Below are 21,562 nucleotides of genomic sequence, written 5' to 3'. Positions count from 1 at the left end.
GCTTCTGATTAGGGTTTGAGGCGCGCGAGCGCCAGGAGCAGGCCGAGGAGGATAAGGCCTCCCGGTGCCGAGGCGAAGAGCGGCAGGCCATCGCCCGCGGCCTGCCAGTGCAGGGCTCCGAGGCCCAGCCACTCGCCATGGGCCAGCAGGCTGGCATGGCCGAGCAGTTCCCGCAGCGCGCCCAGTGCCAGGGCGAACGACGCGAACACCAGCCCCTGGCGCAGGCCCGTGCCAGGGCCGGCCGGCTCGTGCGCCACCAGCAGCAGGCAGGGCAACGCCAGCAAGGCGAGGAAGGGGCCGAGCGCGCGCAGCAGTTCGAACGCTGCGGCCTGCATCAGCAACTGTGCGGCGCCTATCAGCGCGCCGGCGAGCAGCGAGGCGCCGAGCCACAGGGCGCGCCCCTGGAGCAGCCGGCGCAGGGTGGGCAGCGCCGCGCCGAACAACGTCAGCAGCGGCAGGGCGACCAGGGTGATGCCCAGCGCCTTGACCAGCAGGTCGCTGGTGCCCAGCAGCGGCGCCAGGCCGAGCAGCGGCAGGGGGCTCACGGGCTTCATGGCGCCGCTCCCAGCAAGTGCTCGCGATGGCTGTCGAAGTAGCGCAACCCCTGCTGGGTCGCGGCGAGCACGGCACGCGAGGTGAGGGTGGCACCGGCGATCTGGTCGAACCCGCCGCCATCGGCCCTGACCCGCCATTCCCCGGGCCGGTTGCCGAGCGAGACGCCGTCCAGGCTCGCCAGCCAGGGGCTGCGTGAGGGTTCGATGCGATCGCCGATACCGGCGGTCTCGCGGTGCTCCAGCACCTTGCTGCGCAACAGGCGGCCGTCCGGGGCGATGGCCAGCAGCAGGCGGATCGGGCCTTCGTACCCTTGCCCCGTGACGGGCAGGAGCAGCGCCACCACCTGGCCCTCACGGCGGGCCCGCCACGCCGAGCCGGGCGCCGGGCGGCCCAGGGCTTCGGCATCCGGGAGGGCGACGGGCTCGCGCAAGGGGTGATTGTCATAGCTGCCGGGCGGCAGCAGGTCGAGCAGCGCGCGCTCCTCGGCCGCCTGGCGCGCCTCGTCGATGCGCGGGGCGAGGCCCAGCTGCAGGGCGACCAGCAGGGCGGTTCCCGCCAGCGCCAGGGCCAGCAGCGTCACCAGGGCGCGGCCGTTCATCGGCGTTCGCTCCATGCCGCCAGGCGTTCCAGTGTCGGCACCAGCAGGTTCATGGCCAGTACCGCGAAGGCCAGCCCGTCCGGGTAGCCGCCCCAGGTGCGGATCGCATAGACCAGCAGGCCGACGCCGACACCGAACAGCAGGCGCGCACGGTCGCTGGAGGGGCCGGAGACCGGCTCGGTGACGATGAAGAAGGCGCCGAGCATGGTGGCGCCGGAGAACAGGTGCAGCAGCGGCGAGCCGTTGGAGTCCGAGCCGCTGCCGTTCCAGCACAGCAGCGCCATGACGAACAGTGCGGCGAGCAGGCCCACGGGCGCGTGCCAGCGGATCACCCGCTGCTGCAGCAGCAACAGGCCGCCCGCGAGGAAGGCCAGGTTGACCCACTCGACACCGCGCCCGCCGACACCCCCGAAGGCATTGTGGCTGGCGAACAGCTCGTCGATGGTCAGGCGGTCGTTGTGGCGCAGGCTGTCCAGCACCGTGGCCTGGCTCCAGCCGTCCACCAGGCCGTCGCCGATGCCGAACACCTGTTGCGCTGCGGCCCAGAACCCGTGGACATGACCCGAGGCGGGCCAGTGGGTGAACTGTGCGGGGAAGGCCAGCAGGGCGAGGGCGAAACCGAGCATCGCCGGGTTGAAGGGGTTGTGGCCGAAGCCGCCGAACAGCGACTTGCCGAGCAGGATGGCGCTCGCGCTTGCACACAGCGCCAGCCACCAGGGCGCGTAGGGCGGCAGCGCCAGCGCCAGCAGCACGGCGGTGACCAGGGCGCCGCCCTCGGCCAGGGGCGCCAGGCCGAACAAGGCGTCGGTCGGGGCGATGCGCTGGTTGCGCAGGTGCCGGACCAGCGCCTCGCAGGCCAGCGCCGTGGGGATGGCGATGGCCAGTTGCACCAGGGGGCCGCAGCCGTATTGCCAGAGCAGTGCGAACAGGCCCGGCAGGCAGGCCAGCAACACCAGGCGCATGCCTGGGCGCGGGACGAAGCCGGGCTGCTCGGTCATGATGCCGCGTGCCCGTCGAGCTGCGCCTGGGCGCGCTCCAGACGTTCACGGGCGCGGGTCAGTGCCTGTTCGTCAACGGGCTGGCGACGTTCCAGCTTGCTCACCTCGGCGCGGGCCATGGCCAGCTCGGTCTTCAGGGCGCGCAGGGCCGGGTCGATGGGGTTCTTGTCGATGCGTTGCAGGTCCGGCGGGGTCTTGCCGCTGGCGTCCTCGGCGGCGTGCAATGCCTGCTCGGCATCGGCCAGGGCCTGGCGCAGGGGGGCCAGCTCCGTTTCGGTGGCGCCCCGCGCCTCGGCGCTGCGCAGTTCGGCGCGGCGGCTGACCAGGGCGACCTTCGCCTGCTTCAGCGCGGCCATGCCCGGCGTGGGGGCGGCGGCGGCCTGGGCGCCCTGCAGGCGATCCAGCTCGGCTTCGGCCTGGGTCACGACGCCGCGCAGCTCCTCCAGTTGGGTACGTTGCTCCGGCGTCGGCTCATCGCCGAAGGCCTTCTCCGCCTTGGCCAGCTGGGTGCGGCCCATGGCGGCGGCGATCTTGGCCTTCTTGTAGGCGGCTTCGTCGAAGGCCGCCACCGGTGCCTGGTTGGCGGCCTCCAGCGCGGCCTGTGCCCTGGCGTTGGCGACGCGCAGCGCTTGCACCTGGGCGGCGATGTCGGAGGTGCCGTAGACCTCCAGCTGCTTCTCGGCCTTGGCCAGGGCGACCCGGGCCTGCGCGGCCTCGATCTTCAGGCGTTTCTGCAGGTCGGTCTGGGTGCCGGCGGCGGCCTTCTGTGCCTTGACCCGCTCGATGGCGGCCTGCACCGGGTCCGGGGTGGCCGCGGCCTGCTGCCGCGCCTGTGCCTGGGCAGCCCTGGCGGCACGGGCTTCGCGCTCGGCCAGGCGGCGGGCTTCGTCACGGGCGAGGCGGCGGTTGCGTTGTTCGTAGCGGCGGCGGAACTGGTCGGCGTGCTGGCGCTGCAGGCTGGCAGCGGGCTCCGCCAGGGGCAGGATGTCGATGCAGTCGACCGGGCAAGGGGCGACGCACAGCTCGCAGCCGGTGCATTCGTCGGCGATCACCGTATGCATCTGCTTGGCGGCACCGACGATGGCGTCCACCGGGCAGGCCTGGATGCACTTGGTGCAGCCGATGCACTCGGCCTCGCGGATGAACGCCAGCTGTGGCGGCACCGGACCGCCGGGCGCCTCCAGGGGCAGGGCCGGCACCTGCAGCAGTTCGGCCAGGGCGATGATGGTGGTATTGCCACCGGGCGGGCACTTGTTGATCGACTCGCCCCGGGCCATGCCTTCGGCGTAGGGCTTGCAGCCGGGGTGGCCGCATTTTCCGCATTGGGTCTGCGGCAGCAGGGCATCGATGCGCTCGACCAGCGCGGCCTGGTTCATGCCGCCACCATGCCGTTGAAGCCGAGCAGGGCGACGCCCATCAGCCCGGCGCAGACGAGCATCACCGGCAGGCCGCGGAAGGGCGCGGGCACGTCGGCCGCCTCCACGCGCTGCAACAGGTCGTCGAACAGGCGCAGGGCGACCCAAAAGCCGATACCACCGCCGATGCCCAGGCCGAGGGCGCTGGTGAAATCACCGGCAGCGGCCAGCAACATGGCGCCCAGTGCCGCGCCGTTGCCCAGCAGCAGGGGCAGCAGGCCGTCGCGGGGCAGGCGCGGCGCTACGCGGGCGAGCAGGGCGAGGCTCGCCCAGGCCAGCGGCAGCAGGGCGGGGATGAACAGGGCGATGCCCAGGTAGCCGAGGCCCAGGGGCGCGAGCAGCCGGTCCAGCGCCCAGGCCAGCGGCGTGGCGAGTGCCAGCAGCAGGCCGCCGGCCAGCGCCAGGCTGCGGCTGCGGGGCTGGCGCAGGGCGTCGGTGCCCAGGGGCAGGACGAGAATCAGGTTGTTGACCAGCGCTGCGCCGAGCAGGGCGAGGATGAAATCAGTCATGGTCAGGGGCGTCGGGTCTATCGAAAAGGCCGCGCATTATCGGGGATGCCGCCGGAGCGGTACAGGGCCGCGCGGTCGCGGCCCTTGTCAGCAAGGCTAGCTCAGGGCCGGGCGGCGGCCTTGCCGCGACGCGTGGATTTGCGCCACAGCCAGCGTACCAGCAGCGCCAGGGGGAAGAGGATGATCACGAAGGGGATGCCGTAGCCGAGCATCTCCAGGGCCTGGGCGGTGCCCTCGGTGGCGTTGTCCAGCAGGCCGGCGGCGGCATCGCCGATTCGCGACAGGCGGCTCGGGCGCTGCTGGTCGGTGGTGAAGTCCAGGGTCAGCAGGTTGGTGGCGATGCGGCGCTGCTGCTGGGCGGATTCCTGGGCGGTGGCGGCCAGCTGCACCTCCAGCTCGGCCATCTCCCGGGCCAGGGCCAGCAGGTCGGCGACGGCCAGGTCCTTGCGCCCCTGGAACGCTTCCAGGGTCTTGTACTGGCGCTCCAGGCGCTCGCGGGTGCGGGCGTTGTCGCCCACGGCCTGGGCCAGGTCCTCGGCGCGGGTGTTGCGGCTTTCCAGCGTGCCGCCCTCGGCCGCCAGGGCGACCATCTTCTCCACGCCTTCGGGGACGATGCGCAGCACCAGCTGGCCGGCGCGGTAGCCGCCCTGGCTCTGCTCGATGGCCAGCAGGTCGCAGGTGCCGAAGCGCCCGTCACTGCAGGCTTCCCGGGCGGCGGCCAGGCGCGGGGCGACCTTGTCGGCGGCGAGGTGGATGGAGACCTGGTGCTCGTAGGCGAGGAAGGCGCCGGGTTTGGAGGCTTCGCCCCTGAAGGCGGCTGCGCCTCCCGCATCACCTCCCTTGCTCGATTCGGAGCAGCCGGCCAGGGCGGTGAGGGCCAGCAGCAGGGGCAGGGTCCAGTGCTTGATCATGTGCGTTCCTTGCGTGGTGTCGCGTGGTTTGTCGGTTCCTGAAACGACGAAGCGCCTGGCCGGTGAGCGGGCAGGCGCTTCGTGAGGGACAGTGTGCTTACTTCACGCGCTGGCCGGGCTTGGCGCCGCTGTCGGGGCTGAGCAGGTAGATCTCCTCGCCACCGGGGCCGGCGGCCAGGACCATGCCTTCGGAGACGCCGAACTTCATCTTGCGCGCGGCCAGGTTGGCCACGTACAGGGTCAGGCGGCCTTCGAGCTTGCTCGGGTCCGGGTAGGCGCTCTTGATGCCGGAGAACACGTTGCGTTTCTGGTCGCCGATATCCAGCGACAGGCGCAGCAGCTTGTCGGCGCCTTCGACGAACTCGGCCTTCTCGATCAGCGCGATGCGCAGGTCGACGGCGGCAAAGGCGTCGAAGCCGATCTCGGCGGCCAGCGGGTCCTTGGTCAGCTCGCCATTGCCGGCGGGGGCCGGTGCGGCGGCGGCCAGGTCTTCCTTGGACGCGGCGACCATGGCTTCGATCTTCGCCGGCTCGATGCGGGTCATCAGCGGGGTGAAGGCGTTCAGCTGGTGGTCGGCCAGCAGCGTCTCGTGGTCGGCCCAGCTCAGCGGGGCGACGTTGAGGAACTGTTCGGCGGCGGCGGAGAGGTTCGGCAGCACCGGCTTGAGGAAGATCACCAACTGGCGGAACAGGTTGACGCCCGCGGCGCAGACGGCCTGGACCTCGTCCTGCTTGCCTTCCTGCTTGGCCAGGGCCCAGGGCGCCTTGTCGGCGATCCAGGCGTTGGCACGGTCGGCCAGGGCCATGATCTCGCGCATGGCGCGGGCGAAGTCACGGTTCTCGAAGGCCTCGGCGATGCTCGGCGCAGCGGCCTTGAACTCGGCGAACAGCTCCGGCGCGGCGTTGGCGGCCACCAGGCGGCCGGCGTTGCCCTTGTGGATGAAACCGGCGCAGCGGCTGGCGATGTTGACCACCTTGCCCACCAGGTCGGAGTTCACCTTCTGCACGAAGTCCTCGAGGTTCAGGTCGAGGTCGTCCACACCGCGGCCCAGCTTGGCCGCGTAGTAGTAGCGCAGGTATTCCGGGCTCAGGTGGTCGAGGTAGGTGCGCGCCTTGATGAAGGTGCCGCGCGACTTGGACATCTTCTGCCCGTTCACCGTCAGGTAGCCGTGCACGTTGAGCGCGGTCGGCTTGCGGTAGCCGGCGCCTTCGAGCATGGCGGGCCAGAACAGGGCGTGGAAGTTGACGATGTCCTTGCCGATGAAGTGGTACAGCTCGGCGCTGGAGTCCTTGCCCCAGAAGGCGTCGAAGTCCAGCTCCGGACGGCGCGCGCAGAGGTTCTGGAAGCTGGCCATGTAGCCGATGGGGGCGTCCAGCCAGACGTAGAAGTACTTGCCCGGGGCGTCGGGGATCTCGAAGCCGAAGTAGGGGGCGTCACGGCTGATGTCCCATTCCTGCAGGCCGGCGTCCAGCCATTCGGCGATCTTGTTGGCCACCGACTCCTGCAGGGCGCCGCTGCGGGTCCATTGCTTCAGCATGGCGTCGAAGTCGGGCAGCTTGAAGAAGTAGTGCAGCGACTCCTTGAGCACCGGGGTGGCGCCGGAGATGGCCGACTTGGGGTTCTTCAGCTCGGTGGGCGAATAGGTGGCGCCGCAGGATTCGCAGTTGTCGCCGTACTGGTCCTCGGCCGCGCATTTCGGGCAGGTGCCCTTGATGAAACGGTCGGCCAGGAACATCTGCTTGTCCGGGTCGAAGTACTGGGTCACCGGGCGGGTGGCGATGTGGCCGGCGTCGCGCAGCTTGGTGTAGATGCTGCTGGACAGCACGCGGTTCTCGTCCGAGTGGGTCGAATGGTAGTTGTCGAACTCCACCAGGAAGTCGGCGAAATCGGTGGTGTGCTCGGCGCGCACGTTGTCGATCAGTTGCTCGGAGGTGATGCCCTCCTTCTCGGCGCGCAGCATGATGGCCGAACCGTGGGCGTCGTCGGCGCAGACGTAGATGGCCTGGTTGCCGCGCATCTTCTGGAAGCGCACCCAGATGTCGGTCTGGATGTACTCGACCATATGCCCGAGGTGGATGGAACCGTTGGCATAGGGGAGGGCGCTGGTGACGAGGATCTTGCGGGCTTCGGTCATGGTGATCGGCTGCACTGGGAACACGGGAAAGTCGGTAACTATATAGGCGCGGCGGGGCATTTTCATCTGTTGCATGGGCTTTGGGTTAAGATGCCCGCCTGTTTCAGTCGGTCTTTTCCCGGAGTCTTCCATGCCTGTCACCCGCGCCGTGGTGGAAGCCACGCTTCGCCAGTTCACCGATCCCCACCTTGGCCAGGACCCGGTCAGCGCCGGCTGCCTGCGCGAGGTCGACATCCAGGGCGGCAAGGTCCACGTACGCCTGGAATTGGGCTACGCCGCCGGCCTGTTCAAGAGCGGCTGGGCGCAGATGCTGCAGATGGCCCTGGAGAACCAGGACGGCATCGATTCGGCCAGGGTCGAGGTCGACTGCGTGATCGAGCCGCACAAGGCCCAGGCCCAGGTGCCGGCCCTGGCCAACGTCAAGAACGTGATCGCCGTGGCCTCGGGCAAGGGCGGTGTGGGCAAGTCCACCACCGCCGCCAACCTGGCGCTGGCGCTGGCCCGCGAAGGCGCCCGCGTGGGCATCCTCGACGCCGATATCTACGGCCCGAGCCAGGGCATCATGTTCGGCATCGCCGAGGGCACCCGCCCCGAGGTGCGTGACCAGAAGTTCTTCGTGCCGATCAAGTCCCACGGCGTGGAGGTCATGTCCATGGCCTTCCTCACCGACGACAACACCCCGGTGGTGTGGCGCGGCCCGATGGTCTCCGGCGCGCTGATCCAGCTGATCACCCAGACCGCCTGGGACGACCTCGACTACCTGGTGGTGGACATGCCCCCGGGCACCGGCGACATCCAGCTGACCCTGGCGCAGAAGGTGCCGGTGGCCGGCAGCGTGATCGTCACCACCCCGCAGGACCTGGCCCTGCTGGACGCGAAGAAGGGCGTGGAGATGTTCCGCAAGGTCAACATCCCGGTGCTCGGCGTGGTGGAGAACATGGCGGTGCATATCTGCTCCAACTGCGGCCATGCCGAACACCTGTTCGGCGAAGGCGGCGGCGAGAAGCTGGCGGCCCAGTACGGCGTCGACCTGCTGGCCTCCCTGCCGCTGTCCATGGCCATCCGCATGCAGTCCGATGGCGGCAAGCCGACCACCGTCGCCGACCCGGAAAGCCAGATCGCCATGATCTACCAGGAAATGGCCCGCTGCGTCGGCGCGCGCATCGCGCAGTCCGGCATGGGCGCCGGTGCCATGCCGACCATCACCATCAGCGACGACTGATACCTCAGATCGTCAGCAGCGAGCCGCCTTCCGCCGGGAACTGCTTTGCACGCAGTTCCTCGCGGGTCAGTTCGCGGCCGACCCACAGGTGCACCTTGCGGGCACCGGCGCAGCGACTCAGCTCGTACAGCCCGCGTGTCTCGACTTGCGTCAGCCCGCCCTCCAGGTGTTCCTGCGGGTGCAGCACCAGCACGGGCGCTGCGCTGTAGAAGGTTTTGGGGGCCAGCTGGCGCACGAATAGCTTCAGGGTTTGCTCGGCTACGGAGAAGTTGGCCAACAGGGTGCGGGGATGGTCGAGGCCGTTGAGCAGCTCTATTCCGGCCTGGCCTTCAAGCTGTTTCGCCGCCTGCCCCATGGCGACCGGTATGCGCTTGCCAGCTTGAGCCCGAACGGCGAGGACCGTTGGTTCCTCGAGCAGCTTTCCGGTCTTTACGTTCAGGCCGCTCAGGTATCCGGAAGTGAGCTTGAGGTAGAGCAGGGGGGAAAACGAGTCGATCATTCCGGTTCCGTCCGTGTGAAAAGGGCGCCTAGCCTAGCCATGGCGCGCTTTGTCGTCGACTGACGGCGATGCAAAGTGCGGACTCAATCGCCCCCACCGCCGCCACACCCTCCGCCGCATCCGCCTCCACTGTCCCCGCCGCCGTCCGAACCGCCCCCATCGCTCGATGAATCGCTGCCGTGATGGCTGCCGCCCGTGCCGCTGCCGTCGCCGAAGTCGCTGGAGCCGTAGCCCGAGTCGCTGCCGACGAAGTCCCCGCCGCAGTAGATGACGCCGCTGCCCGCGTCGCCGCCGTCGTTGCGCCGTACGCCCTTGCAGTCGGCGACATAGAGGAAGCCGCCGACGATGCCCAGGCGGCTGTCCAGGTCGAACAGCAGCGGCACGCGGCCGGGCCGCTGCGGGTCGATGCGTTCCTGTTCGCAGGCGTACCACCAGCAGCGGCGCAGGCCGGCGTCGGCCTGGCGGGCGTTGCCCGAGAGGGTGCGCGCCGGGCGGTGGTGCAGGAAGCGGCCGAAGGCCTGCTGGCAGAAGCGCTTGTATTCGCGGGTGTCGAGGATGAAGGCGTGCCACAGGTCGTCCACCACCTGGGAGGGCATGGAGACGTAGCCGTAGCCGCTCTTGAGGTAGCAGAGGAAGTACTGGCGCAGGCCGGCGCTCACCAGCATGCAGTCTTCCAGGCTCAGCTGCGGATGGCGTTTGCGCAGTTCGTCGAACAGCCAGGGCGCCGGGCGGAATTCGCGGATGAAGCGTTCCCGGCCGCTTGCGCGGCGGCGTTTGAAGAACGAGAAGGAAAAGACGGCGAAGAATAGGCCGGGGATGATCAGCCAGGGGGTCATGGTGGGTCCTTTCTCCACAAGGGCGGGCCAACAGTGGCGCACTCGGCGGCGTCGCCACAAGCCCCGCTCGGCGGCACTGGGCGGCAGGCCACGCTCCCGGTCGCTGCCCTTTGCCCGAAAGGCCCGCGCCCGGTAAGATTCGCGATCATTTTTCACCTTCACAGGACCCCCGCCATGAGCATCAAATCGGACAAGTGGATTCGCCGCATGGCCCAGGAACACGGGATGATCGAGCCCTTCGTCGAGCGCCAGGTGCGCGGCGCGGACGACAGCCGGGTGATTTCCTATGGGGTGTCCAGCTACGGCTACGACGTTCGCTGCGCGGCCGAGTTCAAGGTCTTCACCAACATCCACTCCGCCGTGGTCGACCCGAAGAACTTCGACGAGAAGAGCTTCGTCGACATCAACAGCGACGTCTGCATCATCCCGCCGAACTCCTTCGCCCTGGCCCGCACCGTCGAGTATTTCCGCATCCCGCGTGACGTGCTGACCATCTGCCTGGGCAAGAGCACCTACGCGCGCTGCGGCATCATCGTCAACGTCACCCCGCTGGAACCGGAGTGGGAAGGCCACGTGACCCTGGAGTTCTCCAACACCACCAACCTGCCGGCGAAGATCTACGCCCACGAAGGCGTGGCGCAGATGCTCTTCCTGCAGTCGGACGAAGCCTGCGAAGTCTCCTACCGCGACCGTGGCGGCAAGTACCAGGGCCAGACCGGCGTCACCCTGCCCAAGGCCTGAATCACCTGCCACACCAGAGAGCCGGGCCCTTGCCCGGCTTTTTCATGCCTCTCTCCAGTCAAGGGAACTGACGAATGAACCTGCTCAAACCTGTCCTGTTCATCCTGGGCCTCGGCTTCTGCGCGCTGCTGCAGGCCGAGGAACTCAATGTGGTCAGCGGCACCGAGGCCTTCGGCCTGCCCGCCACGGCCACCCGCGCGCAGTTCGTCGAGCGCCTGGGCCCGCCGACGGCCGAGCTGCCGATGTACGGCAAGCGGCGCGGGCTGCTGTATGGCAATTCGATGATGCTGGTGTTCCTCGGCGACCGCCTGCGCGAGGTGCGCTGCTGGGAGCTGGGCGGCTACAGCGACAGCCTGTTCCTCGGCTGGATGCAGGGCGTGGGCGAGCGCGGCGCGAACTGGCGTTTCAGCCTGGATGGCCAGTTGCGCCTGGGCCAGCGTCGCGAAGAGACGGGCCCCTGGCTGCAGGGGCTGGAAGGCACTGGCGACGAGCGCTCGGACCTGGTGATCAAGAACGGCAGCGAGGTCTGGCTGGGCTATGGCTTCGAGCCGGAGTACCGCCAGGGCGACGAGGACCAGCCGGTGCTGGTCTCCATCACCGTGCACTTCAACGACCCGCGCTGATAGGGCGCCCGTAGGAGCGAGCTCTGCTCGCGAAGCCTTTGACCGCTGAAGCCGGGCTACAGGTCGGCGGGGACGGAAATAAGCGGAATTCTTCGATAGTCGCAGGGCTCTACTGCTTGAAGCCACTGTGAACGCCGGAGGATTGCCATGCGCTCCCAGATCATCATCGAAGCCCTGACGCCCAGTGCCAGCGCACTGGTGGACGCCATTTTCGCCCGCAGCGACCCGTCGCTGGTGCTGCAACAGGTGCCGGGGCCGGACAGCCCCGAGGAGCCGGGCGAACCCACTCAGCCCCACGAACCGGGCGAACCGACCCTTCCCGACCAGCCGCCGCCCGCTCCGGTGGTGTAGCGCCTCAGGGCACCAGCGGCAGGTCGCGCTTGTGCTGGGTGGCGTCGTAGGTGCGCACGATGATGTCGTAGGCCTCCTGGCGCACGGTCTCGCCGTGCAGGAAGGCGTCGATCTCGGCGTAGCTGACGCCATGGGCCTCTTCGTCCGGCTTGCCGGGGCGCAGCTCTTCGAGGTCGGCGGTCGGCACTTTCTGCACCAGGTTGTCCGGCGCACCCAGGTAGCGGGCGATGGCGCGCACCTGGTTCTTCACCAGGCCGGAGAGCGGTGCCAGGTCGCAGGCGCCGTCGCCGAACTTGGTGAAGAAGCCCATCACCGCCTCGGCGGCGTGATCGGTGCCGATCACCAGGCCGTTGTTGGCGTTGGCGATGGCGAACTGCGCGACCATGCGGATACGCGCCTTGATGTTGCCGACCACGAAATCGCGGCGGGCGTCGCTCAGCGCCTGCAGGTGGGTGACCTGCTCACCGAGGCCGATCACGCTGTTGGCGATGTTCACCGTGTCCTCGACATCGGCGCGGATGAATTTCAGCGACTCCTGGGCATCGTGCTCGTCGTGCTGGGTGTTGTGCGGCAGGCGCACGGCGATGAAGCGATAGTCCGGGTCGCCGGTCTCGGCGCGCAGCTCCTCCACCGTCAGCTGGGCCAGGCGGCCGGCGGTCAGCGAATCCACGCCACCGCTGATGCCCAGCACCAGCACCTTGAGCCGCGCGTTGCGCAGGCAGGTCTTGATGAAGGCCTTGCGCCGCTCGATCTCGGCCTGCAGGGCGGCCTCGTCGGCGAAGGGGGGCACCACGTCCAGGGCGGCGGCTATCTCTTTCTGGCGATTGCTCATGATGGTTCCTCGGCGCTAGCGCGCGTCTGATACGCGAAATACGTGTTTCAGGTAGGCGACGAAGTTCTCGTCGCGGCACTGGGTCTTGCCCGGGGTATCGGAGATCTTCGCCACCGGCTGGCCGTTGCAGGCGGTCATCTTGATCACGATGTTCATGGGCACGACACCGGGGATGTCGCAGGTCAGGTTGGTCCCGATACCGAAGCTGACGTGAATACGACCGTGCAGGGCGCGATATAGCTCCAGCGCCTTGGGCAGGTCGAGGCCGTCGGAGAATACGAGGGTCTTGGTCTGCGGGTCTATACCGAGCCTTTCATAGTGGCGGATGCACTTCTCGGCCCATTCCAGCGGGTCGCCGGAGTCGTGGCGCAGGCCGTCGAAGAGCTTGGCGAAGTACAGGTCGAAGTCCTTGAGGAAGGCGTCGGTGGTGATGCAGTCGGTCAGGGCGATGCCGAGCAGGCCCCGGTACTCGCGGACCCAGCAATCCAGCGCGGCGATCTGGCTGTCGATCAGGCGCGGGCCCAGCTGCTGGTGGGACATCAGCCATTCGTGGGCCATGGTGCCGATGGGCTTGATGTCGAACTCGCGGGCCAGGTGCACGTTGCTGGTGCCGACGAAGCGCCCGGGGAAGTCACGCTTGAGGATGTGCACCATCTCTTCCTGCACCCGGTAGGAGAAGCGCCGGCGGGTGCCGAAGTCGGCGATCTGGAAGCCTTCCAGCTCGCTGGCGCTGGCTTCGCCCTTGAGCCAGTCGAGCTTCTGGTACAGGCGCTCGCTGGCCTGCTCGAGGATCACCTCCCGGTAGCGGTAGCGGTTGCGCACCTCGCTGACGATGGCCAGCAGCGGGATCTCGAAGAGGATCACGTGCAGCCAGGGGCCGCGCAGGCGGATGCACAGCTGGTCGTCCTCGATGCCGGCCTGGACGTAGCGCATGTTGAAGCGGAACAGGCTGAGGAAGCGGATGAAGTCCGGCTTGATGAAGGGGATGCGCTCCAGGAAGGCCAACTGGTCGGCGGTGATGGAGATTTCCGTCAGGCGCTCGATCTGGTAGCGGATCTCCGCCAGGTAGGGCTTGAGGTCCTCGGCGTTGCGGCAGCGGAATTCCCACTCCACCTCGGCGTTGGGGTAGTTGTGCAGCACCGCCTGCATCATGGTCAGCTTGTAGAAATCGGTGTCCAGCAGGTTCTGCACGATGCGGTCGGAAAACACGCTCTCGGCCATGATCAGCTCTCCTTCTCGATGCTGTTCAGCAAGGCGTCCAGTTCGGCCTCGCTGGCGCACAGCGTGATGCCCAGTTCGTTCATCTGCAGTTGCGCGGCTTGTGCCGTGGCGTCGGCGATTGCCCGGCACGCCGGGAGGTAGACGATAACCGCAAAGCCGGCGCGACGCAGTTGCAGCGCGGTGGTCTTCACGCAGTAGTCCAGCGCCAGGCCGCCCACCAGTACATGGCTGACCGCGTTCTGCCGGAGGAATTCGATCACCCCGGTGCTGCGGCGCTCGGCCAGGTCGTGGTAGCAGGCGCCGTAGGGGTGCAGGTCGGGCTCCACGCCCTTCCACACGAAGTAGTCGTAGTCCAGCGGCTGGGGCAGCTCGTCGAGCAGCTCGAAGCCCGCGGTTCCCGGTACGCAGTGGCTGACCCAGGTGATGTCGGCATTGGCCAGGGGCAGCGGTGCGAGCATCTCGGCGTGGCTGGGCACGACCCAGGCGGCCTGCGGGCTGTGGGCGTCCTTGCTGCCGATGCGCAGCTCGGCGCGGCGGGCCAGCAGGTTCAGGTGCGCTGCGATCTCGTCGCCGCCCGGCACCGGGAGTTCGGCGGGGCAGAGGGGGGTGAAGCCTTTCTGGGCGTCGACATCGAAGCTGGCGATTTTCATGGCTGCGTTCCTCGTTCGGTTGCGGCTGGCTACATATTCCATCTCGTGTAATATGTCGTCAAGCACTCTTTGATCACAGGAGGACAGCGATGAGAAACAGTCGGCAGGATTTTCCCGATTCCAGCCTGCGGGCCTACCCGGCCGGCCAGGCCGAGCCCGCGCCCGTGCGCTTTGGCCTGGCGGTGTACGGCGGCGCCTTCGACCCGCCCCACCCGGGCCATGAAAGCGTGGTGCGCCGGGTACTGGAATGCGCCGAGCAGGTGCTGCTGGTGCCCAGCCACCGCCACGCCCACGGCAAGCGCATGGTCGATTTCGCCGTGCGCTGTGCCTGGTTGGAGCGCCTGGCGGCGCGCATCGACCCGGCGCGGGTACGCTGCGACCCCATCGAGGCGCGGCTGGCGCCCGGCGCGGCGGCCGTGTACAGCTACGACCTCCTGCAGGCGCTGGCCGCGGAGCACGGCGTAATGCCGGAGGACATCGCCCTGGTCATCGGTGAAGACAACCTGCCCCAGGTGGCGGGCTTCCATCGCGGGGCGGAGCTGCGCGAGCGCTTCGGCCTGCTGGTGGCGGACGAGACGCTGCAGCTGCACAGTTCGGCCATCCGCCTGCACCTGCGCGAGGGCCTGGCGCTGCCGCCGGCCTGGTGCCTGCCGGAAGTGCAGGGTGAACTGGATATCTATAGGGAGCTGCAATGAGTTCTGCACAGGTACTGGCCAGCGTCGACATCGTCGCGCTGCGCCTGAACGAAGCCCAGGGGCTGGAGCTGCTGCTGATCCGCCGGGCCCAGGCGCCCTTCGAGGGCGAATGGGCGCTACCGGGCGTGCTGGTCAACGGCCGCTGCGACGACGCCGACCTGGACGCCGCCGCCACCCGGGCCCTGGCGGAGAAGGCACGGGTGCGCCCGCAGCACCTGGAACAGGTGGCCACCGTGGGCAACGCCCGGCGCGACCCGCGAGGCTGGTCGCTGTCGACCTTCTACCTCGCCCTGCTGGAGCCCGACACGCAACTGAGTGACGCCGACCTGCGCTTCCTGCCGCTGGACGAGGCCAGCGGCTTGCCCTTCGACCACGACCAGCTGGTGCGCCAGGCCCGCGAGCGACTGGCCGGCAAGTCGGTCTACACCTCCCTGCCGCTGCACCTGCTGCCCCGGCGCTTCACCGTCACCGAAGCCCTGGGTGCCTTCCAGGCCTGCCTCGGCCAGGCGGTGCAGCACACCACCCTGCGCGGGCGCCTGGAGAAGATGAAGGGGCAGGGCTGGGTGCTGGATACCGGCGAACACAACCACCCGAAGATGGGCCGCCCGCAGAAGGTGCTGGAGCACTGCCCGGCGGAAGGCGGCGTGTTCACCTTCGACCGCAGCGTGCTGTCCTGACAGCGCGGCCAGGGCGAATTCCGGGCAAAAAAATAGGCGCCAACGTGGGCGCCAGGGAGCAATGAACAATGCATAGGTTCTGAGTGTTGCCTGGCGCGTAAGTTCAGAAAAACAGCAAAAAAGTCGACATCCTGCGGCTAATGGATGGCGAACAAGCCAGGCGGCGATCAACTATGGCGGGCGGGCCAGACGCCGCCGTCGCCGCAGACGAAGATCCGTGAACCCGTTGCGCTGGCCTGCTCCATGCCGCCGGTGAACTCACCGAAGGCCGGCAGCAGGCTCAGGTTTTCGCCCAGGTGGAAGCAGGGCAGGCGCAGGCTCTGGCGACCGGCTCCGCGCAGGCGGAAGGTCGGGTGCAGGTGGCCGGCCAGCACGTGCAGCGCCGGGTGCGGCTCGGGCTCGTGCTGCAGGGCGAAGGGGCCGAGGGCCAGCGGCTCGTTGTGCAGGGTGAAGCCGAGGGCGGCGGGCGGGTCGCCGGCATGGCGGTCGTGGTTGCCGCGTACCAGGTCGATGGAGAGCTCCGGATGGCCGGCACGCCAGGCAGCCAGCGCCGGCCACAGGGGGGCGTCGGCGCCCTGGCGGGCGTGCAGGAAGTCGCCGAGGAAGACCAGCCGGCGGCAGCCATGTTCGTGCAGCAGGTTGTCCAGGCGGCGCAGGTTCGCCGCCGTGGTGCCGCTGGGCACCGGCTGGCCGAGGCGGCGGAAGCTGGCGGCCTTGCCGAAATGGATATCGGCCACCAGCAGGCAGCCTTCCTCGGGCCAGTACAGCGCGCGGTCGGCCAGCAGCAGGACGCGGGTGCCGGCCAGCGCCACCTCCAGTGCGGCATTCATCGCGCGCGGCTCCGGCGTGGCGGCTTGTCGGCGGCGCGTTCCAGTTGCTCGACCATGCGCGCGATGCGGTCGGCCAGCTTCTCGCTGCTCAGGCCTTCGCGGAAGCGTTCCACCAGCAGCGGGAAGGCCAGCGGTGTCGGGCGTGGCACCTCCACCAGGCGCAGTTCGCGCTCGCGGATGCGCCGCAGGCAATCCTCCAGGCGCGGCAGGTCCAGTTCCTGGCGCAGCACTTCCTCGCGGGCCTGGTGCAGCAGCAGGTTGTCCGGGTCGTATTGGCGGAACACATCGAAGAACAGCCCGCTGGAAGCCTGCAGCTGGCGTGTGCTCTTGCTGGCGCCGGGGCGCCCGGCGAACACCAGCCCGGAGATGCGGGCGATCTCGCGGAAGCGCCGGCGCGACAGCTCGCTGGCGTTGAGGCTGTGCAGCAGGTCGTCGAGCAGCGCGTGCTCGCTGAATAGGTCGGGGCGCAGGCACTCGGCCCAGTCCACCTCGGTGGCCGCCAGCAGCTCCAGGCCGTAGTCGTTGACGGCGATGGAGAAGCTCACCGGGCGCTGCCGGGCCAGGCGCCAGGCCAGCAGGCTGGCCAGCCCGAGGTGCACCTGGCGGCCGGCGAAGGGGTAGAGGAACAGGTGCCAGCCTTCGCGGCTCTTCAACCGCTCGGCCAGCAGGCAGTGCTCGTCGGGCAGCGCCGACCAGGCCTGCTGCAGCTCCAGCAGCGGCCGGGTCAGCTTCAGCTCCGAGCTGTCGTAATGGCCTCGCGCGGCTTCGCCCAACTGGTGCACCAGGGCGTCGGCCAGTTCGCTGGAAAGCGGCATGCGCCCGCCGTTCCAGCGCGGGATGGCGGCCTTGCGTGCGGTGCTGCGGCGCACGTAGGCGGTCATGTCCTCGACCCGCACCAGCTCCAGCGGGCGGCCGGCGAAGAGGAAGGCATCGCCCGGGCGCAGGCGCGAGATGAAGCCTTCCTCGATGCTGCCCAGGGAGCCGGCCGCGCCGCCCTTGCCCCAGAAGCGCACCTGCAGGCTGGCGTCGCTGACGATGGTGCCGATGCTCTGCCGGTGCCGTCGCGCCAGCTGCGCGCTGGGCACGTGCCAGTGGCCGTCGCCGTCGGGCTCGGCGCGGCGGTACTCGGGGTAGGCGGTGAGGGAGTGTCCGCCGTGGCGGATGAAGGCCAGGGCCCAGGCCCATTCGTCGTCGCCCAGGGCGCGGTAGGCCCAGCAGCTGCGCACCTCGGCGAGCATCGCCGCGGACGTGAAGCCACCGCCCAGGGCCATGCTGACCAGGTGCTGGACCAGCACGTCCAGCGGCTTCTCCGGGCTCAGGCGCGCTTCGATGCGGCGCTCGGCGATGGCCTGGCGCGCGGCCACCGCCTCCACCAGTTCCAGGCTGTGGGTGGGCACCAGGGTCACCCGCGAAGCGCGGCCCGGCGCGTGGCCGGAGCGGCCGGCCCGTTGCATCAGCCGCGCCACGCCCTTGGCGGTGCCTACCTGGAGCACCCGCTCCACGGGGAGGAAATCGACCCCCAGGTCGAGACTGGAGGTGCACACCACCGCCTTGAGCCGGCCCTGCTTGAGGCCGTTCTCGACCCACTCGCGCACCTCGCGGGACAGCGAGCCATGGTGCAGGGCGATCAGCCCGGCCCAGTCCGGCCGCGCCGCCAGCAGGGCCTGGTACCAGGCTTCGGACTGCGCGCGGGTGTTGGTGAACACCAGGCTGCTGGCGCTGGACTCCAGCTCCGCGACCACCTGCGGCAGCATGCGCAGGCCCATGTGCCCGGCCCAGGGGAAGCGCTCGACGTTGGCCGGCAACAGGGTGTCCACCTCCAGGCGCTTGCGTTGTTCGCCCTGCAGGAGCAGGCCGTCGCCGCCGGGCACCAGCACCTGCAGCGCGTGGTCCAGGTTGCCGAGGGTGGCGGAGAGGCCCCAGGTGGCGAGCGTGGGGTTCCACCGGCGCAACCGCGCCAGGGCCAGTTGCAGCTGCACGCCGCGCTTGTTGCCGAGCAGTTCGTGCCATTCGTCGACCACCACCATGCGCAGCCCGGCGAAGGCCTGGGCGGCGTCGGCGCGGGTCAGCAGCAGGGTCAGGCTTTCCGGCGTGGTGACCAGCACGCTGGGCAGGTTGCGCGATTGCCGGGCCCGCTCGGCGCTGCCGGTGTCGCCGGTGCGCAGGCCCAGGCTCCAGGGCAGGCCGAGTTCGTCGATGGGCGCCTGCAGGGCGCGGGCGGTGTCGGCCGCCAGGGCGCGCATGGGGGTTATCCACAGCACCGAAAGCGGCAGCACCTGGCCCTTGCCAGGTGCCTTGCGGGTGGGGGCGGTGCCGGCCAGCAGGTCGAGCGCGGCGAACCAGGCGGCGTGGGTCTTGCCGGCGCCGGTGGTGGCGTGGAGCAGGCCGGAGCGGCCCTGGGCGACGGCGCGCCAGAGGGCCTTCTGGAAGCTGAAGGGGCGCCAGCCGCGGCTGTCGAACCAGCGCGAGGAGGGGCGGGGCGCGCGGCTCAAGCCTCGGGCTCCGGCGGGGCATCGGCGAGCAGTGCCTGGAGGCTGGCGAGGGTGTCGGCCTCGGCCACCGGCTTGTCGCGGCGCCAGCGCAGCATGCGCGGGAAGCGTACGGCGACGCCGCTCTTGTGGCGCTTGGACAGGGCGATGCCTTCGAAGCCCAGTTCGAACACCAGGGTCGGGGTGACGCTGCGCACCGGGCCGAACTTCTCCACCGTGGTGCGGCGGATGATGGCGTCGACCTGGCGCATTTCCTCGTCCGTGAGGCCCGAGTAGGCCTTGGCGAAGGGCACCAGGGCGCGCTCGGCGGTGGCGTCGTCGCCCTCCCAGACGGCGAAGGTGAAGTCGGTGTAGAGGTTGGCGCGGCGGCCGTGGCCACGCTGGGCGTAGATCAGCACGGCGTCGACGCTGTAGGGGTCGAGCTTCCATTTCCACCAGGTGCCCTGGTCCTTGGTGCGGCCGACGCCGTACAGCGCGTCGCGGGCCTTGAGCATCATCCCTTCGACGCCCAGGGCGCGTGCGCCCTCGCGCTGGCGGGCGAGGTCATGCCAGTCTTCGCCGCGCACCTCGGGGGACAGCTCCAGCACCGGGTCGCTCAGCTCCTCCAGCAATTGCTCCAGGCGTTCGCGGCGCTCGGCCAGGGGGCGCTGGCGCCAGTCCTCGCCACGCCACTCCAGCAGGTCGTAGGCCACCAGGCGCACGGGGGCGTCGTCGAGCACCTTGCGCGTCAGGCGCTTGCGGCCGATGCGTTGCTGCAGCAGGGCGAAGGGCTGCACGCGGCCGTCCTTCCACACCAGGATCTCGCCGTCGATCACCGTGCCTTCGGGCAGCGCATGGGCCAGGCCGTGCAGTTCCGGGAAGCGCTCGCTGACCAGCTCCTCGCCCCGCGACCAGATCCACAGGTGGCCGTCGCGGCGTACCAGCTGGGCGCGGATGCCGTCCCATTTCCATTCGACCAGCCAGTCCGCCGGCGGGCCGAGCAGGTCGGCGAAGGTGCCGACCTCCGCCTGCAGCGGGTGGGCGAGGAAGAAGGGGTAGGGCAGGCCGCCGCGTTCCAGGTGCTCGGCCTCGCTCTGTTCGGCGATGAGCCGGGCGTAGCCCTGGGCGCTGGGCGGGCGCGAGGCGTCGGTGTAGCCGACCAGGCGCTGGGCGACGCGCTTGGGATCGAGGCCGGTGAGGTTGGCCAGGGCGCGGGTGACCAGGAGGCGCGAGACGCCGACCCGGAAGGCCCCGGTGACCAGCTTCAGGCACACCAGCAGGCTCAGGCGGTCGAGGCGCGCCCAGAGCGGCGGCAGGCGGGCGGCGAGTTCCGCCGGGGGCAGCCCGCGCAGGGGCAGCAGGTGCTCCTCGACCCAGGTGGCGAGGCCCTCGTCGGAGCGCTGGACGCTGGGTGGCAGCAGCAGGGAAATGGTTTCGGCGAGATCGCCCACCGCCTGGTAGCTCTCCTCGAACAGCCATTCGGGCAGGCCGGTGATGGCCAGGGTGATCTCCCGCAGCTGGCGCACCGGCACCAGTTGGCGCGGCTTGCCACCGCTGAGGAAGTACACCGCCCAGGCGGCGTCCTCGGGCGTGGCGCTGGCGAAGTAGTCCTGCAGCGCGGCCAGCTTGGCATTGCTGGAGGTGCTGGCGTCGAGGCGGCCGTAGAGCTCGGCGAAATCCTTCACGGGGTCGCCTCCGGGGCGCTGGCCGGTTCGTCCTCGTCGCCGTATTCGGTGCTGAAGGCCTGGGCGTCCAGGCCCTGTTCGCTAAGGTAGCGCACCAGCACGTTGACCGAGCCGTGGGTGACGAACACCCGCTCGGCGCCGCTCTGCTCGATGGCCCAGAGCAGGCCGGGCCAGTCGGCGTGGTCGGAGAGCACGAAGCCGCGGTCCACGCCGCGCCGCCTGCGGGTGCCGCGGAGCATCATCCAGCCGCTGGCGAAGGCGTCGCTGTAGTCGCCGAAGCGGCGCATCCAGGTGCTGCCGCCGGCGGAGGGCGGGGCCATGACCAGGGCCTGGCGCAGCAGTGGGTCGTTGCGGGCGATGTCGCCGGCGTAGCGGGTTTCCGGCAGGGCGACGCCGGCTTCGCGGTAGACCCGGTTGAGCGGCTCCATGGCGCCGTGGACGAGGATCGGGCCGATGCTCGCGTCGATGCCATGGAGGATGCGCTGGGCCTTGCCGAAGGCGTAGCAGAACAGCACGCTGGCGCGCCCGGCGGCCTGGTTGGCGCGCCACCAGGCGTCGATCTCGGCGAACAGGGCGGCTTGCGGCTGCCAGCGGTAGATGGGCAGGCCGAAGGTGGATTCGGTGATGAAGCAGTGGCAGCGCACCGGCTCGAAGGGCGCGCAGGTGCCGTCGGCCTCGGTCTTGTAGTCGCCGGAAGCCACCCACACTTCGCCCCGGTACTCCAGGCGCACCTGGGCCGAGCCGAGCACGTGGCCGGCCGGATGCAGGCTGAGGGTGACGCCGCCGTGCTCCAGGCGCTCGCCGTAGTCGAGGGTCTGCAGGCGGATGTCGCCGAGGCGTGCACGCAGGATGCCGGCGCCGGCGCTGGTCGCCAGGTAATGGCCGTTGCCGGTGCGCGCGTGGTCGCCGTGGCCGTGGGTGATGACGGCACGTTCCACCGGTTTCCAGGGGTCGATGTAGAAGTCACCGAGCGGACAGTAGAGGCCTTCGGGCCTCGCGACGACCAGGTCCATGGGGCTGCCTCGTTGTGGGCTCATGTCTATGAGCATGGTCGGGTTCGGTTGGTTCGGCTGGCTAGTTCGCCTCGGGATCGCGAAACAGGTCACGGAAGT

General features: G+C 69.6%; 22 protein-coding genes. 6 read left to right on the top strand and 16 right to left on the bottom strand.

The features are described 5' to 3' along the window. Nucleotides 1-8: 8 nt before the first annotated feature. The 7 genes from HSX14_RS24075 to metG all read right to left on the bottom strand — a co-directional run bounded on the left by HSX14_RS24075 (nt 9) and on the right by metG (nt 7,120). Entirely contained in the window at nt 9-554 is a 546-nt protein-coding gene (locus tag HSX14_RS24075; protein ID WP_173175974.1) for an Rnf-Nqr domain containing protein, read from the bottom strand. Continuing rightward, the gene (locus HSX14_RS24070) at nt 551-1,153 is read right to left on the bottom strand and encodes an RnfABCDGE type electron transport complex subunit G (RefSeq protein WP_173175976.1); all 603 of its coding nucleotides are present in this window, start codon (nt 1,151-1,153) and stop codon (nt 551-553) included. Before HSX14_RS24070 ends, HSX14_RS24075 begins: the two co-directional genes overlap by 4 nt. Continuing rightward, a complete protein-coding gene (locus HSX14_RS24065; protein WP_173175978.1) occupies nt 1,150-2,151 on the bottom strand; it encodes an RnfABCDGE type electron transport complex subunit D in 1,002 nt (333 codons plus the stop codon). Before HSX14_RS24065 ends, HSX14_RS24070 begins: the two co-directional genes overlap by 4 nt. Continuing rightward, entirely contained in the window at nt 2,148-3,527 is a 1,380-nt protein-coding gene (gene rsxB, locus HSX14_RS24060) for an electron transport complex subunit RsxB (protein WP_173175980.1), read from the bottom strand. Before rsxB ends, HSX14_RS24065 begins: the two co-directional genes overlap by 4 nt. Continuing rightward, nucleotides 3,524-4,075: an Rnf-Nqr domain containing protein gene (locus HSX14_RS24055; RefSeq protein WP_173175982.1), complete on the bottom strand. Its 552-nt coding sequence runs from the start codon at nt 4,073-4,075 to the stop codon at nt 3,524-3,526. The genes rsxB and HSX14_RS24055 overlap by 4 nt, the downstream gene beginning before the upstream one ends. A 101-nt stretch (nt 4,076-4,176) precedes the next feature. Then, nucleotides 4,177-4,983, bottom strand: a complete 807-nt coding sequence (locus HSX14_RS24050; RefSeq protein WP_373874646.1) for a DUF4349 domain-containing protein — start codon at nt 4,981-4,983, stop codon at nt 4,177-4,179. Between the two features lie 100 nt (nt 4,984-5,083). Next, on the bottom strand, nt 5,084-7,120 hold the full coding sequence (gene metG, locus HSX14_RS24045; protein ID WP_173175995.1) for a methionine--tRNA ligase: 2,037 nt from the start codon (nt 7,118-7,120) through the stop codon (nt 5,084-5,086). Between the two features lie 130 nt (nt 7,121-7,250). On the opposite strand from metG, the gene apbC reads away from it, so the two are divergent. Further along, nucleotides 7,251-8,342: an iron-sulfur cluster carrier protein ApbC gene (gene apbC / locus HSX14_RS24040; protein ID WP_173175997.1), complete on the top strand. Its 1,092-nt coding sequence runs from the start codon at nt 7,251-7,253 to the stop codon at nt 8,340-8,342. 4 nt (nt 8,343-8,346) lie between these two features. Here apbC and HSX14_RS24035 read toward each other — a convergent pair whose 3' ends face one another. Then, nucleotides 8,347-8,841, bottom strand: coding sequence for a rod shape-determining protein (locus HSX14_RS24035; protein WP_173175999.1), 495 nt, complete (start codon nt 8,839-8,841; stop codon nt 8,347-8,349). An 83-nt stretch (nt 8,842-8,924) separates the two neighbouring features. Further along, complete coding sequence (locus HSX14_RS24030) at nt 8,925-9,677, bottom strand: glycine-rich domain-containing protein (protein ID WP_173176001.1); 753 nt, start codon at nt 9,675-9,677, stop codon at nt 8,925-8,927. 174 nt (nt 9,678-9,851) lie between these two features. Here HSX14_RS24030 and dcd point away from each other — a divergent pair, with 174 nt between their 5' ends. The 3 genes from dcd to HSX14_RS24015 all read left to right on the top strand — a co-directional run bounded on the left by dcd (nt 9,852) and on the right by HSX14_RS24015 (nt 11,392). Next, nucleotides 9,852-10,418: a dCTP deaminase gene (gene dcd / locus HSX14_RS24025; protein ID WP_016491514.1), complete on the top strand. Its 567-nt coding sequence runs from the start codon at nt 9,852-9,854 to the stop codon at nt 10,416-10,418. 74 nt (nt 10,419-10,492) lie between these two features. Next, nucleotides 10,493-11,041, top strand: a complete 549-nt coding sequence (locus HSX14_RS24020) for a hypothetical protein (RefSeq protein WP_228723492.1) — start codon at nt 10,493-10,495, stop codon at nt 11,039-11,041. Nucleotides 11,042-11,188: 147 nt separating this feature from the next. Then, nucleotides 11,189-11,392: a hypothetical protein gene (locus HSX14_RS24015; RefSeq protein WP_173175929.1), complete on the top strand. Its 204-nt coding sequence runs from the start codon at nt 11,189-11,191 to the stop codon at nt 11,390-11,392. Nucleotides 11,393-11,396: 4 nt separating this feature from the next. Here the strand turns inward: HSX14_RS24015 and nadE are convergent, their stop codons facing one another. Genes nadE through HSX14_RS24000 form a run of 3 tightly spaced genes read right to left on the bottom strand, consistent with a single transcriptional unit; the run spans nt 11,397 to nt 14,137 of the window. Beyond that, nucleotides 11,397-12,224 (bottom strand): NAD(+) synthase, encoded by an 828-nt coding sequence (nadE, locus tag HSX14_RS24010; protein ID WP_173176010.1) that lies wholly within the window; start codon nt 12,222-12,224, stop codon nt 11,397-11,399. Between the two features lie 15 nt (nt 12,225-12,239). Continuing rightward, nucleotides 12,240-13,445: a nicotinate phosphoribosyltransferase gene (pncB, locus tag HSX14_RS24005; protein ID WP_173176012.1), complete on the bottom strand. Its 1,206-nt coding sequence runs from the start codon at nt 13,443-13,445 to the stop codon at nt 12,240-12,242. A gap of 2 nt (nt 13,446-13,447) precedes the next feature. After that, complete coding sequence (locus tag HSX14_RS24000; RefSeq protein WP_397468711.1) at nt 13,448-14,137, bottom strand: nicotinamidase; 690 nt, start codon at nt 14,135-14,137, stop codon at nt 13,448-13,450. A gap of 47 nt (nt 14,138-14,184) precedes the next feature. On the opposite strand from HSX14_RS24000, the gene HSX14_RS23995 reads away from it, so the two are divergent. Together HSX14_RS23995 and HSX14_RS23990 are read left to right on the top strand one after the other, a co-directional pair. Next, nucleotides 14,185-14,790, top strand: coding sequence for an adenylyltransferase/cytidyltransferase family protein (locus HSX14_RS23995; protein ID WP_173176017.1), 606 nt, complete (start codon nt 14,185-14,187; stop codon nt 14,788-14,790). Next, complete coding sequence (locus HSX14_RS23990; protein WP_173176019.1) at nt 14,787-15,467, top strand: NUDIX domain-containing protein; 681 nt, start codon at nt 14,787-14,789, stop codon at nt 15,465-15,467. Before HSX14_RS23995 ends, HSX14_RS23990 begins: the two co-directional genes overlap by 4 nt. Before the next feature lie 167 nt (nt 15,468-15,634). Here HSX14_RS23990 and pdeM read toward each other — a convergent pair whose 3' ends face one another. From pdeM to HSX14_RS23970, 4 genes are read right to left on the bottom strand one after another with little or no spacing between them, the layout of a single operon-like run. Continuing rightward, nucleotides 15,635-16,297, bottom strand: a complete 663-nt coding sequence (pdeM, locus tag HSX14_RS23985) for a ligase-associated DNA damage response endonuclease PdeM (protein ID WP_173176021.1) — start codon at nt 16,295-16,297, stop codon at nt 15,635-15,637. Then, nucleotides 16,294-18,789, bottom strand: coding sequence for a ligase-associated DNA damage response DEXH box helicase (locus HSX14_RS23980; RefSeq protein WP_173176023.1), 2,496 nt, complete (start codon nt 18,787-18,789; stop codon nt 16,294-16,296). Before HSX14_RS23980 ends, pdeM begins: the two co-directional genes overlap by 4 nt. Further along, nucleotides 18,786-20,450: an ATP-dependent DNA ligase gene (locus HSX14_RS23975; protein ID WP_173176025.1), complete on the bottom strand. Its 1,665-nt coding sequence runs from the start codon at nt 20,448-20,450 to the stop codon at nt 18,786-18,788. The genes HSX14_RS23980 and HSX14_RS23975 overlap by 4 nt, the downstream gene beginning before the upstream one ends. Further along, nucleotides 20,447-21,463, bottom strand: a complete 1,017-nt coding sequence (locus HSX14_RS23970; protein WP_173176027.1) for a ligase-associated DNA damage response exonuclease — start codon at nt 21,461-21,463, stop codon at nt 20,447-20,449. Before HSX14_RS23970 ends, HSX14_RS23975 begins: the two co-directional genes overlap by 4 nt. Nucleotides 21,464-21,562: the final 99 nt, after the last annotated feature.

The sequence above is a fragment of the Pseudomonas tohonis genome (assembly GCF_012767755.2).
In the GTDB taxonomy this organism is placed as follows: Bacteria; Pseudomonadota; Gammaproteobacteria; order Pseudomonadales; family Pseudomonadaceae; genus Metapseudomonas; species Metapseudomonas tohonis.
The sequence above is the reverse complement of the archived record's forward strand: the minus strand, read 5'-3'. Positions and strand labels throughout refer to the sequence as shown.

Excerpts from the sequence above, each read along its gene's own strand:
- metG (WP_173175995.1), bottom strand. The coding sequence starts at position 7,120 with ATGACCGAAGCCCGCAAGATCCTCGTCACCAGCGCCCTCCCCTATGCC.
- rsxB (WP_173175980.1), bottom strand. The coding sequence starts at position 3,527 with ATGAACCAGGCCGCGCTGGTCGAGCGCATCGATGCCCTGCTGCCGCAG.
- HSX14_RS24030 (WP_173176001.1), bottom strand. The coding sequence starts at position 9,677 with ATGACCCCCTGGCTGATCATCCCCGGCCTATTCTTCGCCGTCTTTTCC.
- HSX14_RS24020 (WP_228723492.1), top strand. The coding sequence starts at position 10,493 with ATGAACCTGCTCAAACCTGTCCTGTTCATCCTGGGCCTCGGCTTCTGC.
- HSX14_RS24015 (WP_173175929.1), top strand. The coding sequence starts at position 11,189 with ATGCGCTCCCAGATCATCATCGAAGCCCTGACGCCCAGTGCCAGCGCA.
- HSX14_RS23990 (WP_173176019.1), top strand. The coding sequence starts at position 14,787 with ATGAGTTCTGCACAGGTACTGGCCAGCGTCGACATCGTCGCGCTGCGC.
- nadE (WP_173176010.1), bottom strand. The coding sequence starts at position 12,224 with ATGAGCAATCGCCAGAAAGAGATAGCCGCCGCCCTGGACGTGGTGCCC.
- pdeM (WP_173176021.1), bottom strand. The coding sequence starts at position 16,297 with ATGAATGCCGCACTGGAGGTGGCGCTGGCCGGCACCCGCGTCCTGCTG.
- HSX14_RS24070 (WP_173175976.1), bottom strand. The coding sequence starts at position 1,153 with ATGAACGGCCGCGCCCTGGTGACGCTGCTGGCCCTGGCGCTGGCGGGA.
- HSX14_RS24065 (WP_173175978.1), bottom strand. The coding sequence starts at position 2,151 with ATGACCGAGCAGCCCGGCTTCGTCCCGCGCCCAGGCATGCGCCTGGTG.
- HSX14_RS23970 (WP_173176027.1), bottom strand. The coding sequence starts at position 21,463 with ATGGACCTGGTCGTCGCGAGGCCCGAAGGCCTCTACTGTCCGCTCGGT.
- HSX14_RS24035 (WP_173175999.1), bottom strand. The coding sequence starts at position 8,841 with ATGATCGACTCGTTTTCCCCCCTGCTCTACCTCAAGCTCACTTCCGGA.
- HSX14_RS24000 (WP_397468711.1), bottom strand. The coding sequence starts at position 14,137 with ATGGAATATGTAGCCAGCCGCAACCGAACGAGGAACGCAGCCATGAAA.
- pncB (WP_173176012.1), bottom strand. The coding sequence starts at position 13,445 with ATGGCCGAGAGCGTGTTTTCCGACCGCATCGTGCAGAACCTGCTGGAC.
- dcd (WP_016491514.1), top strand. The coding sequence starts at position 9,852 with ATGAGCATCAAATCGGACAAGTGGATTCGCCGCATGGCCCAGGAACAC.
- HSX14_RS24055 (WP_173175982.1), bottom strand. The coding sequence starts at position 4,075 with ATGACTGATTTCATCCTCGCCCTGCTCGGCGCAGCGCTGGTCAACAAC.
- HSX14_RS24075 (WP_173175974.1), bottom strand. The coding sequence starts at position 554 with ATGAAGCCCGTGAGCCCCCTGCCGCTGCTCGGCCTGGCGCCGCTGCTG.
- apbC (WP_173175997.1), top strand. The coding sequence starts at position 7,251 with ATGCCTGTCACCCGCGCCGTGGTGGAAGCCACGCTTCGCCAGTTCACC.
- HSX14_RS23995 (WP_173176017.1), top strand. The coding sequence starts at position 14,185 with ATGAGAAACAGTCGGCAGGATTTTCCCGATTCCAGCCTGCGGGCCTAC.